The organism is Paenibacillus sp. JT31N7 (assembly GCF_059692095.1).
Genome location: NZ_JCAUAT010000007.1, coordinates 51,661 through 66,861 on the forward strand (window position 1 = coordinate 51,661; position 15,201 = coordinate 66,861).

General features: G+C 55.5%; 12 protein-coding genes and 2 riboswitches. Of the genes, 3 read left to right on the plus strand and 9 right to left on the minus strand.

Annotated elements, in window-relative coordinates:
* Position 1 precedes the first annotated feature (1 nt).
* The 3 genes from AC58P5_RS23640 (at position 2) to AC58P5_RS23650 (ending at position 2,839) form a co-directional block, all read left to right on the plus strand.
* Positions 2–442: a bactofilin family protein gene (locus AC58P5_RS23640; protein ID WP_497390975.1), complete on the plus strand. Its 441-nt coding sequence runs from the start codon at positions 2–4 to the stop codon at positions 440–442.
* 84 nt (positions 443–526) lie between these two features.
* Positions 527–1,405, plus strand: a complete 879-nt coding sequence (locus tag AC58P5_RS23645; protein ID WP_497390977.1) for a DUF2935 domain-containing protein — start codon at positions 527–529, stop codon at positions 1,403–1,405.
* Positions 1,406–1,489: 84 nt separating this feature from the next.
* Entirely contained in the window at positions 1,490–2,839 is a 1,350-nt protein-coding gene (locus tag AC58P5_RS23650) for a hydroxysqualene dehydroxylase (RefSeq protein WP_497390979.1), read from the plus strand.
* A 397-nt stretch (positions 2,840–3,236) separates the two neighbouring features.
* On the opposite strand, the gene AC58P5_RS23655 is transcribed toward AC58P5_RS23650, so the two are convergent.
* The 9 genes from AC58P5_RS23655 to AC58P5_RS23695 form a co-directional block, all read right to left on the minus strand.
* A complete protein-coding gene (locus AC58P5_RS23655) occupies positions 3,237–4,286 on the minus strand; it encodes an ABC transporter substrate-binding protein (protein ID WP_497390981.1) in 1,050 nt (349 codons plus the stop codon).
* Between the two features lie 36 nt (positions 4,287–4,322).
* Complete coding sequence (locus AC58P5_RS23660; protein ID WP_497390983.1) at positions 4,323–5,087, minus strand: ABC transporter permease; 765 nt, start codon at positions 5,085–5,087, stop codon at positions 4,323–4,325.
* Positions 5,020–5,859, minus strand: a complete 840-nt coding sequence (locus AC58P5_RS23665; RefSeq protein ID WP_497390985.1) for an ABC transporter ATP-binding protein — start codon at positions 5,857–5,859, stop codon at positions 5,020–5,022. The genes AC58P5_RS23660 and AC58P5_RS23665 overlap by 68 nt, the downstream gene beginning before the upstream one ends.
* Positions 5,860–6,271: 412 nt before the next feature.
* Positions 6,272–8,629, minus strand: coding sequence for a histidine kinase (locus AC58P5_RS23670; RefSeq protein WP_497390987.1), 2,358 nt, complete (start codon positions 8,627–8,629; stop codon positions 6,272–6,274).
* A gap of 498 nt (positions 8,630–9,127) precedes the next feature.
* Positions 9,128–9,745, minus strand: coding sequence for a potassium-transporting ATPase subunit KdpC (gene kdpC, locus AC58P5_RS23675; RefSeq protein ID WP_497390989.1), 618 nt, complete (start codon positions 9,743–9,745; stop codon positions 9,128–9,130).
* Positions 9,746–9,856: 111 nt separating this feature from the next.
* A complete protein-coding gene (gene kdpB / locus AC58P5_RS23680) occupies positions 9,857–11,902 on the minus strand; it encodes a potassium-transporting ATPase subunit KdpB (protein ID WP_497390991.1) in 2,046 nt (681 codons plus the stop codon).
* A gap of 20 nt (positions 11,903–11,922) precedes the next feature.
* Positions 11,923–13,602 carry a potassium-transporting ATPase subunit KdpA gene (kdpA, locus tag AC58P5_RS23685; protein WP_497390993.1) on the minus strand — a complete coding sequence of 560 codons (1,680 nt, stop codon included), beginning with the start codon at positions 13,600–13,602 and terminating at the stop codon, positions 11,923–11,925.
* Positions 13,603–13,662: 60 nt separating this feature from the next.
* Positions 13,663–13,740, minus strand: coding sequence for a K(+)-transporting ATPase subunit F (gene kdpF, locus AC58P5_RS23690; RefSeq protein ID WP_103997486.1), 78 nt, complete (start codon positions 13,738–13,740; stop codon positions 13,663–13,665).
* A 187-nt stretch (positions 13,741–13,927) separates the two neighbouring features.
* Positions 13,928–14,368, minus strand: coding sequence for a hypothetical protein (locus AC58P5_RS23695; protein ID WP_497390995.1), 441 nt, complete (start codon positions 14,366–14,368; stop codon positions 13,928–13,930).
* 117 nt (positions 14,369–14,485) lie between these two features.
* A riboswitch (cyclic di-AMP (ydaO/yuaA leader) is annotated at positions 14,486–14,665 on the minus strand.
* 108 nt (positions 14,666–14,773) lie between these two features.
* Positions 14,774–14,967: riboswitch (cyclic di-AMP (ydaO/yuaA leader) on the minus strand.
* Positions 14,968–15,201: the final 234 nt, after the last annotated feature.

Here is a 15,201-nt window from a genome sequence, read left to right on the forward strand (position 1 = left end):
CATGGTATTCGATAAAAAACGGAATACGGACAACAAAACGACCGACACAATCATCGGAGAAAGCACGGTCTGCGAAGGAAAGATTCTTTCGGAAGCCAGTCTTCGTATCGAAGGACAGGTGCTTGGCGACATCGAGTGCGCGGGCGATATTGTCATCGGGGAAAATGCCGTCGTTCATTCGTCCATCCAGGCACGGGACGTCACGATAGCGGGCAAAGTCAAAGGCAATGTGGCGACTAAAGGCAAACTGACCGTGATGAGCACCGGCGAGCTGATCGGGAACATTCAGGTCCGGGCTTTCATCATGCAGGAAGGCGGCGTTTTCCAGGGAACCAGCACCATGACGGCTTCCGGGCAGGATGACAAAGCGCCGAGCCCGATCTCCAACGCTCCTTCGGCCAAGAACCGCAAAGAAGAGCAGTCACTGGCCAGCGCCAATTAATAGAAGGAAGACATCTTAAGGCGCAGCGGTGTGCGCGCATATACATTCATAGATCAGGCATACAGAAGAACGGGAGGTTTTACGGTGGCCCAAACACCCAAGCTCAGCGTATGGACGGAGCACCGTTTCTGGCTAGGCATTCTTTATGACCATGCGACCTTCGTATGGCAGGCCCTCGCACCGAGCGAGCAGCCTCTTATCCAGACGGCGAACGGATTCCGCCAGGCCTTCGCCGGCCTTATCAAACAAGTCGAGCTGACTCCGCAGGATCTTCCGGTATCATCACCGGTGATGATCAAGCTGGCCCAGGATATTCTTCCGGTCGCAAGCGGCTACTACCAGTTCGAAGGACATATCCAAAGCCTGCGGATAAGCAACAAAATCGTACTGGAGCTGACTCCCTCTTACTTTAACGGAACGTTAATCGAGAACGAGGAATATCTCCGGCTGCTCTCGTTCTGGACCCGGGGCGTCGAAGCGGAAGAATTGACGCTGTACGGACTGCTGGATATGTGGCTGGAAGATCAGCTCGGTCATGCCGTTCTGCTCTGGGACCATCTGGATCCCGTAGAAATCGAATTGTCGGAACAAGCCCGACGGTATTCCAACACCTTCCAGGCTTATATGGTCAAAAACCGCGCCATGGGAGGCTATCTCCGCTTTACTCCTCCGGGCTTCCCGGCTCAGCGCCGTTTCGCGGCCGATGTGGCGGTGGCCATCGTCAACTTCTACGATTTTGTCGTGAAAGTAATCGACATCTATGTCGATGAAGAGCTTCTCAGCCGGCTGACACTGCGGTTTCTGGATCATCATCTGCCGGAAAGTTGTTATTTCCTCAATAAATTAGCCGTTTACGAGCCCAATCTCACGATTCCCGGTAACTGTTTTCTTTATAAGCCGATAGCGCCCAATGAAAATATCCCGTACCCGGAGCTTACGCCGCCGCAGCCCAGGGAGGATTAATCCGCTCTTCCCCTGGGTAAAGGGGTATAGATGCGGGTTTGGCAAGGTCCCCCGCTTACTTACAGAAAAGAGGCGGTGGAGATCGTGAACGATTCACAATTCGATACGCTTATTGTCGGTTCGGGCCTCGCGGGCCTCAGCTGCGCGTTTGAGCTCGCCGAACAAGGGCAGCGCGTACATATTATAGAAGCGGCGCCTTTCGCCGGAGGCCGCACATCGAACTGGGCGGATTCCGGCATGGAAGTCGAGTCGGGTTTTCATAAATTTATCGGATTTTATGAAGCCCTCCCGAGTCTGCTGAAAAGAGCACGGATTAAGCCGAACAGCATGCTGACTTGGGAAAAAACGTTCGAAATCCGGCTCCCCGACGGGGAAACGGCCGGAGAATTCGGAATCGCCCCTTTGAAGTCCCCCATTAAAACGATTGCGGGAGCTTTCACCAATAACGATATTATTTCTCCGGCCGACAAAGCTTCCCTGATGCCCTTTGTGGCAGAAGGTCTCAAACTGCTGTCGGAGGACCGAATGGAGCTGGATACGTACAGCGTAACCGAATTCGCCCGCAAGCACGGCGTCAAGGACGAGGCGCTGCGCCATGTGCTGGGGCCGCTTACGTCCGGCGTCCTGTTCCTCCCGCCGGAGAACTATTCCGCGCTCGTCTTCTTCGGGCTGTTTGCGCCGGGGGTGCCGAAGTTTTACAAGATGCAGATCGGCGGATTCAACGGCGGCATGACCGACGTGATGATCAATCCTCTGCTCGCCGCACTTGAAAAAAGAGGCTGCCGGATCAGCCTGAGCACTCCGGCCGAGGGACTCAGCCTTGAAGACGGCCGGGTCACGGGCGTCTCCCTGCAGGAAGGCGGGACCCTGAGCGCCGCTCACGTCGTCATCGCCACGGAAATCTCGGCGGCCAAGCGGCTGCTCCAGCCGCCTTTCGGAGGAGAGGCATGGTATCAGCCTCTCCAGGAACTGCCGACGATGCCCGACGTGACGATTCAGCTGGAGCTCAGCGAGCCGCTCCTTCCTCAGGACCGGGTAACCTTCGGGCCGGGCACGTGCATCGGCAGCTTTAGCGAGCAGTCGCGCACGACGTTCCCTCACCTGCCCGGCCGCGTCTCCATGATCCTCTCACCCCCGGACGAGTTCATCGATATGCCGGATGATCTCGTTTTCGAGCGGGTGTGCGCGGATGCGGACAAGCTCGGCCTCGACCTGCGCGCGAAGGCCAAGGATTACCGGGTGATCCGCAGACCGGATCACTTCTACTCCGTCCGGCCCGGAAGCGAGAGGCTCCGCCCCGAACAGCGCACGCCTGTGCCGGGCCTCGCCCTTGCCGGCGACTATACGCGCCAGCCGATGTTCGCGACGATGGAAGGCGCTGTCATCTCGGGCCGCAAGGCGGCCGAGGCCGTGCTGGGCCGGGAGCTGGGCTGAGCTTGGTTGGCGGCCGCTTTGGTTGACGAGCCAAGCTTGGTTGACGGGGCCGAGCTTGTTGGCGGGCCAGCTTATTAGCGGGCCAAGCATGGCGGATCCTAAGCTTGCCGCCGTTGTGCCCGGCTGTGTTATGCGATGCTGCCAGTTCGACTAATCGGCATAGCACTACGCTGCACCGCGCCGTGCTATGCTGTACCGGCTTTGCTGTGCTGTTACGCGCTTTATCGTACTGTCCTTACTGTTCCTTACGTTCCGAACTGTGCCCATGCTATGCTTAGCTCTGTTAAGCTTGTTGAACTAAGCCGTTTGAGCGTCACGGAGCGGACTCCCGCCCCCATATCAAAAAGGACAGCCGGATAACCGGCTGTCCTTTTTCCAAACTCTTTTTTCACAAGAATTACTTTTTCTCTTTTTTCACTTCGTCCAGAAGCGACAGATCCAGGAACTTGCTCAGATCCAGCTCTTCTTTCTTCACGTTCTTGATGAAGCCGGCGTCGATCGACACTTTTGCCATTTCTTCAATCGCTTCCTTGCTCACATCCGGAGTCAGATTGAGACGGGAGAGCGCCGCTTTGATCAGTTCGTTATCCAGACCTTTGCCGCTCAGCTTTTTAAGCTGGTTGTTGATGAGATCGTAAGACTGATCCTGACTGTTTTTGATGAAGTTAATCGCATCGATATTCGCCTGGATCGCACCTTTGGCCATATCGCGGTGATCTTTCAGGAATTTATCGCTCGCGACCAGGATCGTCAGCGGGTAGTTGCCGTTGTTCGGCGGGATTTTGTCCCAATCCACAAGGATTTGTCCGATGCCTTCCTTCTCCATCTGCGTTCCCCACGGTTCCGGAATAAGCGTAGCGTCGACTTCTTTCTGGCGCATGGCGATCAGCGTATCCGCCGGAGCGCGGGCGATAATTTCCACGCCGGATTTATCCGTCGTCACTTTCAGCCCTTCCTGCTGGAGAAGCAGGCGCAGCGAAATCTCGTTCGTACTGCCGCGTGTCGGGATGGCGACGGTTTTGCCTACAAGGTCTTTCACGCTTGAAATTCCCGCGTCTTTACGGACAGCCAGTACGGCGCCGCCGTTGTTGGAACCGGAGATCACTTTGAAGTTTTTGCTTTTCAGGTATTGGTTGGTGGACGGTCCGGGACCGACGAAGCCGAGGTCAATCTGGTCCGTAGCCAGAGCGGTCGAAAAGTCCGAACCGTTATCGAAAGCCGTGACTTCCACTTTGACGCCTTCGCCCCAATATTTTTCGAAATATTTATTTTCGAGCGCCACATAACCCGCGGCATGCGTAACGTTTTTGAAAATACCGACGCGGACCGTTTCCGGCTTTTTGCCGTCGCCGCTTCCGCCAGAGCTTTTGGAATCCCCGCCGCCGCATGCGGTGAGCACCGTACCGACCAGCAGAATGAGCGCAAGCAGCCAAGCTGTTTTTTTCATTGTAAACTCCCCTTTATGTGTTCTTCTATTTCTCGCTTATTTACCGCTTGAGGCAAGACCGTAGCGGAGCAAAATTTTATCCTCCAGCTTTTTGAAGCAGAGATGGTCGGAAATCGTACCGAGCACGGCGATGATAATGACAATACAGAGCATAAGTGCCGTATCCGCAATATCGCGGCCCTGTTGAAGCAATTGACCCAAGCCGACGCCTTTGGCGATCAGTTCCCCGGCTACCAGTGCCCGCCAAGCGAAAGCCCAGGCTACCCGCACCCCGTTGATGAGATGAGGGAAAGCCGCCGGCACCATGATCTGCCAGAACATCCGCAGCCCGTTGCCCGTTCCCATGGTCTGGGCCGCTTTCAGGTAGATCGGCGGGATGTTCATAATCCCCGTGCGGCTCGACATGGCCATCGTCCAGGTGGCCCCGAGCGCCGTGATGAAAATAACGGAGGTGTCCGTCAAGCCGAACCAGATGATCGCGAACGGCAGCCAGGCGATACTCGGCACCGTCTGCAGGGCAACGACGACAAACCCGAGCGTGTCGTCCAGAAACCGGAAGCGTGCGAAAAGGAAACCGAGCAGTGTACCTACGACGAGTGATATGCAGAACCCGGTCAGAAGCCGTCCGAGCGATCTCAGCGTCGCCTCCAGAAGCTGCCCGTCCATAAACCCGAGACGGAAGGCATCCAGTGTCTGGAACAGAGACGGAAATTTCCATCCCCAGTCGAAGATTCTATATCCCGCCTCCCACGCTATCAGCAGAATTACGAGAAAAATCGTTCTTCTTAAGGCTGTACTCATCGCCCATCTCCTCCTTTACCACTTTCTCGAGTTCCTCGGCAAGAACGTCCATGATCGCGCTCTCGACATGATGGATAACGGAGTCGGCATTGTCGCGCGGGCGCGCGGCTTGTACGGCGAATTCCTTCTTGATCGTTCCGGGGCGGGTCGACATGACGACAACGCGGTCGGACAAAATAACGGCTTCACGGATGTTGTGGGTAATAAACAGGATCGTTTTTCCCGTTTTCATCCAGATTTCTTCCAATTCTTTATGCAAAATGAGGCGAGTCTGTTCATCGAGCGCTGCGAAAGGTTCGTCCATGAGAAGAATTTCCGGGTCCATGGCAAGGGCACGTGCAATAGCGGCACGCTGTTTCATGCCTCCGGACAGTTCGTGCGGATAACGGTCGGTAAATTTGCTGAGGTGGACCGTCTTTATCTGCTCCATCGCCCGCTCGTACCGTTCTTTCTTCGGAATGCCCTTCTGCTTAAGGCCGAAGGCGACATTGTCGAGCACGGTCAGCCAAGGAAACAGCGCATGCTCCTGAAAAACGACGACGCGGTCGGAGCCCGGTCCGGTCACTTTCGTCCCGTTCACTTCAATCGTACCTTCATCATAGCCTTCCAACCCGGCCACCATGTTGAGCACCGTCGACTTGCCGCAGCCCGAGGGGCCGAGCAGAGACACGAACTCGCCTTTTCTGATGGTCAGCGAAACATCGTCAATAGCGGTAAATGATCCGCTGCTGCGCTGCTTGAAGGTTTTGCGAACATGCTTGATTTGTATCATCGCTTGATCTCTCCTTCAGGCTCGGACGAAAGCAGAAGCTTCGTATATCCCGTTCCTATTCTTATACCAACTTATTTTATCGGAATTATGTTATTTGTCAACCATTAATTGCATAAAGTTCTAATAAAAAAAGCCCCTGTGAGGGGCTTAAAGGGCTGATATTAGCCGATTGAACGGGGTACGAAAAAGAGCAGAACCCGAGTTTTCGGAGTGCCGGCGATTCGGGGCACCGTCGCTCTTGCTCATTGCGGCATTTCAAACGGTCAGATGGAGATACGCGGCTGATTACCACGGTTGCATGGCTAGCGCTGCACGATATCTGCTCGCCGAATGGGACAGAGGTGCTACCGCCGACACTGCCCGCGTTCCGCGCGGTGCTTGCTTTCGGCAGCCGCACCGGCGAAAGGCAAGCTCATCCGCGTGCTTGGCGGCCCCGCCGGACTTTGGCGGACTCGGACTCCGCCACGACGAGCACGTCCATGCTGCGCGCCCCGCGCATGATCCGTTTCACGATGGAGCCGTGAAACAGGCGCTCCCACAGCGACTCGCGCGCCTGGCCGATGATGAGCTGCGTAGCGCTCAGCTCCAATGCCCGCGCGAGCAGCCCGTCCGCGGTGCGCCTCCGCCCCGCGGCTTCCAGCACTTCGAAGCGGCCGCCGAGCCGCTCCGTCAAGGTCTGCAGCGCGGCGATCCGCGCTTCCTCTCCTTCGGCGGCGCTCGAGCCGCGGCGGATGTAAGCGACGTGCCAGCGTGCCTTCAGCCGGTAAGCGATGCGGAAGCCGCGGCGGATGATGCGCTCTGCGTGCCGGTTCAGCTTCACGCAGACGAAGATCACTTCCTCGCGCCGCCAAGGTCCGCGCAGGGAGCCGACGCGTTCCCACGCCTCCAGGCGTTCGTCCACGTCGTCGGCGATTTCGCGCAGCGCGAGCTCCCGCAGGGCAATCAGATTGACGGTTTTGAAAAAGTGGCCGAGTGCCTGGTCCACTTTGTCCATTCCGTAAATCTTGCCCTCCTTCATGCGCTGCTGCAGCGTTTGCGGCGTGACGTCGATGAGCTCTACCTCATCGGCAAGCCGCAGGATGCTGTCCGGGACCGTTTCCCGGACCCGCACGCCCGTCAGCTGCTCGACGGAGTCGTTCAAGCTTTCGAGATGCTGGACGTTAACGGTCGATATGACCGAGATGCCCGCATTGAGGATCTCCAGTATATCTTCGTATCTCTTCTTGTTGACACTCTGCGGCACATTCGTGTGAGCCAGCTCATCCACAAGAACCAGATCCGGCATCCGGCGGATCACCGCCTCGGTATCCATTTCCTGCAGATCGGTTCCCCGGTAGGTAATGATTTTGCGTGGAATCAGCTCCAGGTCGCCGACCTGATCCGCTGTCTCTTTACGGCCGTGCAGTTCGAGAAGCCCGATGACCACATCTATATTTTTACGCAGCAGATCGTTCCCTTCCCGCAGCATGCTGTAGGTTTTGCCGACACCCGGCGCGGCTCCGATATAAACCTTGAAGCGTCCGCGCCTTGCTTTACGGATCTGCCGCTCCATCTCCTGGGGACTCGGGCGGCGGTAGAGCTCAACCGGCTGAAGGGCATCGCTCTTTCGTTTAACCGGAAGGATTCGCTCTCCGTCCCGCTCCGCCCGGTCGGCAACCACGAACAGATCGATCCCTTGCAGACGGCTTACCGCATCGTTAAGCACCGAGCCCTGCCAGAACTCCTGCCAGCGGCTGTGCTTGGAGTGTCCCAGCACGATCCGGGTCACTTTACGGTCGATTCCGTAACGAATGAGCGCCTGCGCAAGCTTCCGCCTTCCCGGGAAAGGAAGCTCATCGAAAGTGCCGCCGACTTTCTCGGCCAGCTTGATGATCGAACGGCGGAACGTAGCCGCATCCTTGGGTAAAGCTTTTCTCAGGTCGGTAAAAGAAACGATGAACAAATCGCCGCTCAGCCGGTCCGCTATCTGTTGGCCCCGCCGGACATAGATCGACCCGTTCCAATGGTACTGGACGGAAACCAGAATCCGCTCGTCGGCCCCCGAAGGTCCGGTCATCCCCATTTCTCCCCGGTGCTTTTCCAGGGATTCGTTGACTCCTTCAGCCACGAGCCGAAGGGCCAGCTCCCGCAGCACGCCGATATTGCCCCGCTCCAGCACCTTGCGCTCGTGCCACTGGCAGCCCCTCATCCCGCCCTCCTCAAGCCGGTTGAGGATCGTTTCGGGCGTGGCGTCGATAAGCCTCACTTCATCGGCCAGCTCCAGGGTATCCGTCGGCACCGTATGCTGCACTTCGATGCCCGTCATTTTACGGGCAAGCTCCCGGACTCCCTCCAATTCATATACATTCACGGTTGCGAGCACGCTGATCCCTTTGCCCAGCAGAAATTTAATGTCCTCCAGCCTCGTCGGATAAAGAGCCCCCGGCCGGTTGCGATGAGCAAGACCATCGGTCAGCACCACTTCCGGATTACGGGCAACGAGGTCATCGAGCGGTAAATCCTGCTGCCTCACTCCGTCCTTCATCCATTCGATGCTTTCATGCCGTTCCAGCCCGCCGGCCTGTTCCAGCGTTTCGGGTCTTCCCTCCATGGAAACCGCGCACAGCACGACATCAATCCCCTGTTCACGGAGTGTCTGTCCTTCCCGCAGCATATGATACGTTTTCCCCGAACCGCTGACAGCCCCGATATAGATTTTCAGCCGACCCCGGTGGATTTCCGAAATCGACAGCAAAATTTCTTCGGGCGTTTTTCTCCGGAAATTATCCATCCTCCGGCTCCTTTCCCGTCCTTTGTCCCGCATACTTAAGATTGTTCCGGGATCACAATTGAGTTCTTATACCTCACATTATTCTCCCACGTATTTCCCGTTGTCTTGTAAGCATCATCCAAGCCTTCAGAGTACGAAAACATGGGTCCGGGTGCTCTGGCTGCAAAGGAGCCATATATAATAGTAGAAACATATTTTTCACAAAGGTGAATTCCGCTTTTTGCAGCTTCGAAAACCTGCAAAACGCATGCCCTCCTGACCGGATCGGGCATGCGTTATTTAATGGCTGCCGGCTTTTGACATCCTGTCCGGTCAGGCAGTCCGATTGTTGCCTTATAATAGTTACGTTAACCTTGCAGCAGGATTGCCGATTTTGGTTTCCAGTCTACTTTTTTTCTGGGTTCTGGGTTCTGGGTTCTGGGTTCTGGGTTCTGGGTTCTGGGTTCTGGGTTCTGGGTTCTGGGTTTTCGATACAATGTCCGGCATACCGGTTTCCCGCTATTTTCCGGTTAACTTTTTCAAATCCAGATTCAATGCCAGCACATTCACACGAGGCTCGCCGAATACGCCCAGATCCCGGCCGTCCGTGTGCTTTTTCACCAGTTCCTGAAGCTGGGCAGTGGATACTCCCGTCACTTTGGCAATGCGGGGAATCTGGACCAGAGCCGATTCCGGCGTAATATGAGGGTCGAGACCCGAAGCGGAATTAGTGAGCAAAGATACCGGAACCTGATTGACGGGCACGTCCGGATTTTCCTTTTTCCATGTATCGATGGATTCCTGTGTGCGTTTTACCAGTTCCGGATTGGACGGCGCATAGTTGTTGGAGCCCGAGGCTTCCGCTTTATACTCGATGGAAGAAACGCGGCCGTGGAAATACTTCGGATCCGCAAACAATTGGCCGATCAGCTCCGAGCCGACGATTTCCCCCTGTTCGTTTTTGATGACGCTGCCGTTAGCCTGTTTGGGGAAAATGACCTGCGCCAGGCCTGTCGACACAAGCGGATAAATAATCCCGCACAGGACGATTAACAACACACTGACACGAACGGCGATAGACAAGACGGATCCGTTCCACTCGCCGCTTTCTTTAGTTACCGAAGCGCCTGGATTCATCCTTTTTCAATCCTCTCTGTAAACCGGGGGAAGCCTCCTAAGGGTATCCCCGGCATATGTTGTTCTTTAGTTACATGCGTTTATATGATTCTTTATCTCCGAACCGGGAACCTAAATCCAGACATGAACGACCAGATCAATAATCTTGATTCCGATAAAAGGAACGATAACCCCGCCCAGCCCATAAATAAAGAGATTGCGGCTGAGCAGCTTTGTCGAGCTCATCGGGCGGTACTTGACCCCCTTCATCGCAAGCGGAATGAGCAGCGGAATGATGACCGCATTAAAAATGAGAGCGGACAGTACCGCCGATAGAGGCGACCCCAGCTTCATAATGTTGAGGGCTTCCATCTGTGGAATCGCGAGCATGAACATTGCCGGAATGATCGCGAAATATTTGGCGATATCGTTGGCGATCGAGAAGGTCGTCAGCGCTCCGCGTGTCATCAGAAGCTGCTTGCCGATGCCGACCACTTCAATGATCTTGGACGGATCGGAGTCCAGATCGACCATGTTGGCCGCCTCTTTGGCTGCGATGGTGCCGGTGTTCATCGCCAGGCCCACATCGGCCTGGGCAAGCGCAGGAGCGTCGTTCGTGCCGTCGCCGGTCATCGCGACCAACTTTCCCTCCGCCTGCTCTTTGCGGATCACGGCGATCTTATCCTCCGGCTTGCTCTCGGCGATAAAGCCGTCCACGCCGGCTTCTTTGGCGATAGTAGCCGCCGTAAGCGGGTTATCGCCGGTACACATGATCGTTTTGATGCCCATTTGGCGCAAAGTATCGAAGCGTTCCTTCATGCCGGGCTTCACGGTATCCTTCAAGTAAATCAGGCCGTATACTCTTCCGTCCACGGCAACGGCAAGCGGAGTCCCGCCTTCCGTGGCGATTGCGTCCCCGTTAGTCTTAAGATCGGCAGGAACCGTTCCGCCCTGCTCCTGCACCCAGCGGACGACGGCGTCTACGGCGCCTTTGCGCACTTTTCTGCCGTCTTTCAGGTCGATGCCGCTCATCCGGGTTTCCGCTTTAAAATCGATGAACTCCCCGCCTTCCGCGAGAGATGCCTCGTAAACCAGGTTTTGCTTCTTCATCAGCTCCAGCACGGAGCGTCCTTCCGGCGTTTCGTCTTTAACCGAGCCGACGGCCGCCCAGGCAGCCGCTTCGCTCGTGGAGACGCCGCCTACCGGGATAAATTCGCTGGCCATCCGGTTTCCGAACGTGATGGTCCCCGTTTTATCCAAAATAATCGTATTGATGTCTCCGGCCGCTTCGACCGCTTTACCCGACATTGCCAGAACGTTGAACTGGGTGACCCGGTCCATCCCCGCAATACCGATCGCAGACAGCAGAGCGCCTATTGTTGTAGGAATAAGGCAGACGAGCAGAGCGATCAGGACGGCCGTATCCAGCTCTACATTCACGAACCCCGCGATCGGCTTCAGCGTAACGACGACGATCAGAAAAATAAGCGTCAGCGTGATAAGCAGCGTGTTCAGCGCGATTTCGTTCGGCGTCTTCTGACGGGACGCTCCCTCGACGAGAGAAATCATCCGGTCGATGAAAGATTCGCCGGGATCGCTCGTAATCCGTACCCGGATCGCGTCGCTCACGACCCGCGTGCCGCCCGTAACGGAGCTGAAATCGCCGCCCGCTTCTTTAATGACCGGCGCGGATTCCCCCGTGATCGCGGATTCATCGACAGAGGCCAGCCCTTCTATTACTTCCCCGTCGCCGGGGATCATTTCTCCCTGGGCGACGGTAACGATATCGCCCTTGCGGAGTTCCGTGGACGGAACGACTTTGATGCCGCTGCCGACCACCTTGTTGGCTTGAATTTCCTGCTTGGACTTCTTCAGCGAATCCGCCTGGGCTTTCCCCCTGCCTTCCGCCAGCGCCTCGGCAAAGTTGGCGAACAGCACCGTGAAGAGCAAAATCAGAAACACGGTCAAGTTAAAACCGATCCGGTCCTGCGTTCCGAAGTAGCCCGGCAGTACCGTCATCAGAAGTACCATGAAGGTTCCGATTTCTACCACGAACATAACGGGATTTTTCATCATCGTAACCGGATTTAATTTAAGAAAGCTTTGCGCGACCGCCTGTGTGACGATGTCTCCGCTCAGCATCGATTTTCGTTTCGTTTGAGAAGCATTTGAGCTCATCCGTTTTCACCCCATCGTTTCTAACGCAATGTCAAATATTCGGCCACCGGACCGAGCGCGATTACCGGCAGGAAGGTGAGCGCCCCAATGATGACGACCGTACCTACCACGATTCCGGTAAACAAGGCATTATCCGTACGGAACGTACCGATTGTTTCCGGAACCCACTGCTTGCGGCCCAGTGAGCCGGCCACACCCAGAAGGGCGATGATCGACACGTAACGGCCAAGCAGCATCACAATTCCCGTGGAAATGTTCCAGAACGGCGTATTGTCCGCAAGTCCTTCGAAGCCGGAGCCGTTGTTGGCCGCCGACGACGTGAACTCGTACAGCACCTGGGAGATTCCGTGGAATCCCGGATTGGTGACGGCTCCTTTGCCAAGCTCCGTCATAAACGCGATCGCCGTCGGAGCCAGAATGATAAGCGGATGCGCCAGAATCGCAACGGCGATCAGTTTCATCTCGCGGGACTCGATTTTGCGACCCAGAAATTCCGGCGTCCGGCCGACCATGAGGCCCGCCAGAAAGACCGCCAGAATCGCGTACATGAGCATATTGACCAGTCCGACTCCGTCGCCGCCGAATACGCAGTTCAGCATCATTTGAGCCAGCGGAACCATTCCGCCCAGCGGGGTGAGCGTATCGTGCATATTGTTGACCGTACCCGTCGTCGCCGCCGTCGTTACCGTGGTGAACAACGCGGACTGCGCTATGCCGAAGCGCACCTCTTTGCCCTCCATACTGCCGATGGACGAGTCCGCGCCAAGGGCGTTCAGGGCGGGGTTGCCGGCCTTTTCCGAGAAGAAGGCGACCGACAGGAAGACCAGGAACAAAGTCATCATCGCGGTGAAAATGACCCAGCCCTGCTTCCGGTTCTTCGCAAACCGTCCGAAGGTATACGTCAAGGAGGCCGGAATGCACCACATGGACAGCATTTCGATTACGTTGGTCAGCGGAGACGGATTTTCAAACGGATGGGAAGAATTCACCCCGAAGAAGCCGCCCCCGTTCGTACCCAAATGCTTGATGGACACAAGCGACGCTACCGGTCCGATGGCGATTTGCTGTTCTCCGCCTTCAAGCGGCTTTGCGGCCAGCGACGGGTCCAGCGTTTGCGGCACTTTCAGGCCGACAAGCAGCAGCGTAACCACGATAGCCAGCGGCAGCAGCAGACGCGTATGTCCTTTTACAAAATCCGCAAAAAAGTTGCCGATGGTGTTGCCTTTAGACGTCAGCCCGCGGATAAACGCAATCGCGACCACGATCCCCGTTACGGCGGACGTGAACATCATCATCATAATGACGGCCATCTGCGAGAAATAGGACAAGCCCGTTTCCCCGCTGTAGTGCTGCAGATTCGTGTTGGTCATAAAGCTGATGATCGTATTGAACGACAGCGTCGCTTCCATATTGTCGATCCCGTTCGGGTTCAAAGGAAGAGCATGCTGCAGGCGAAGGATCAAATACCCGACCGCCACAAGCACAACGTTGGTCAGCACGAGGCTGCCCGCATATCTTTTCCACGTCATGCCGTTCTCGCTGCGGATGCCCGCAAGCTTGTAAATGGGCCGCTCCAGCCAGCCGAACCATTGGTCCGTCCGGTTTTTCTCATTCGAAAAAACATGATAGATATAAGTTCCAAGCGGTTTCACCAGCAGGCAAAGGACCGCGATTACGATTAAAATTTGCACGATCTCCATAGATTCCTATCCTCCTCAAACAACTCCGCGCAAGCAGTTCACCGGCTGCCCGAAGGCGCCTTAAAATTTCTCAGGATGTATGAGCGCGTAAATCAGATACAGAAAAAGCCCAGCCGTAAAAAGCGCGATAATCATCATGAACGGCCGCCTTCCGAGCCTTCCACCACATGGTCACACCAGATCAAAAAACCGTAAAAGATGAAATAAACGACTGCCAGCAGCAGAATCATATAAAGGTCCGTCATGCGTGTCGGCTCCTTTCTTTCCTATTTAAAGGTTCATATTATAGGTTCATTCATTATCGTTCGGTTAGTGAATTTAAACGTTAGCGCAAAACTTCTTCGGGCACTTGGCCCGGTGCTGCTCCAAGCAGGAAAGAGACCTGACGGGTATTCGTATGCACCACATGGTCGGCGCCGAGCGCTTTATAAATCAACCGCGGTGTGGCATTCGTTTTCACCACGAAAATCGTTCCGGTTGTCCAGCTGCGGACCATCTGAAGATACCGGCAGCAGAGCGGCAGGCTGTCTTCGAAAAGATAAACGTCACCGACCGGAAGCCCGGGGACTTCCCAGGCTTCGTGGCGCACGGTATCCACTTCCACGATATGCCGGACTCCCAGCTTCTTCATCCGCTGTCCTTCCGCCGGGTTGTTTACAAGCGCCGCGAAGGGTCTGCGGTAAATATTCAGCAGTTTAATAAAGTTCTCGCCGGTGACATTCGGTGCGGAAACCAACGTATAGGTTTGGATCTTTCTCTCGTCCACTTTTTATCCCTCTTTCATGTTTTGGGCAGCAAAAAAAGAAGCCTGCGGAAGAGGAACTCTTCACGCGGCTTCTTGACGGTCACAGCCTAAAAAGACTATAGCCGAAGCGCGATAGCAGTCGCCTCTCTCGGTACGCTTACGAGGTTAGCTGTCGGATTCGGGCGTGAGAGTCGCCCTACCATGACGGCACGGATGCCGCTTCTGGATTCACCCCATGAGGACCGGGCCGTTAGGCCTGCAGGTCCTCGTTGGTTCCCCCGTTTTCCGCTTCATACGGAAACTCAGCGATAAAAACGCATGTTCATTTATTTGGCACATTTTTCTTTTTCGGATGTTTTTGAACATAACAAAACCACAGCGAAACGAAGTCCCTGTGGTCGATGCCGATCACAAGCTTCTTCAACCCCTCCCGAACTCATGCGCTTACGAGGTTAGCTGTCGGATTCGGGCGGTGAGAGTCGCCCTACCTGACTGCCGGGTCCATGGATTCCGGCGCTTCAGGATTCACCCCTGCAGACATGGCCCCGGCTCTCACACCGGATCAATGCTGCGATGGTTCCCCCGCTTCCCCGGATGGGGAAATTCAGCGAAAGCAAGAAACTGTTTTTTTCAATTGATGGAATGAATATTACACCTCCGTACGTGCTTTGTAAAGATATGGGGAGATTGGTTTTAAACCGATTTAAGCCAAAGAAATCGCCTAATGCGCTTACATTTCCTCTTTTTGTGCGCTAGCTTGTTAATGCGTCGAAAATCTCGCGTTTTTGAAAACGGTTTGGACATCCAGCCTCTTCCCACAACGGAAAAACCTGCTATACTACTTGTAAACGTTC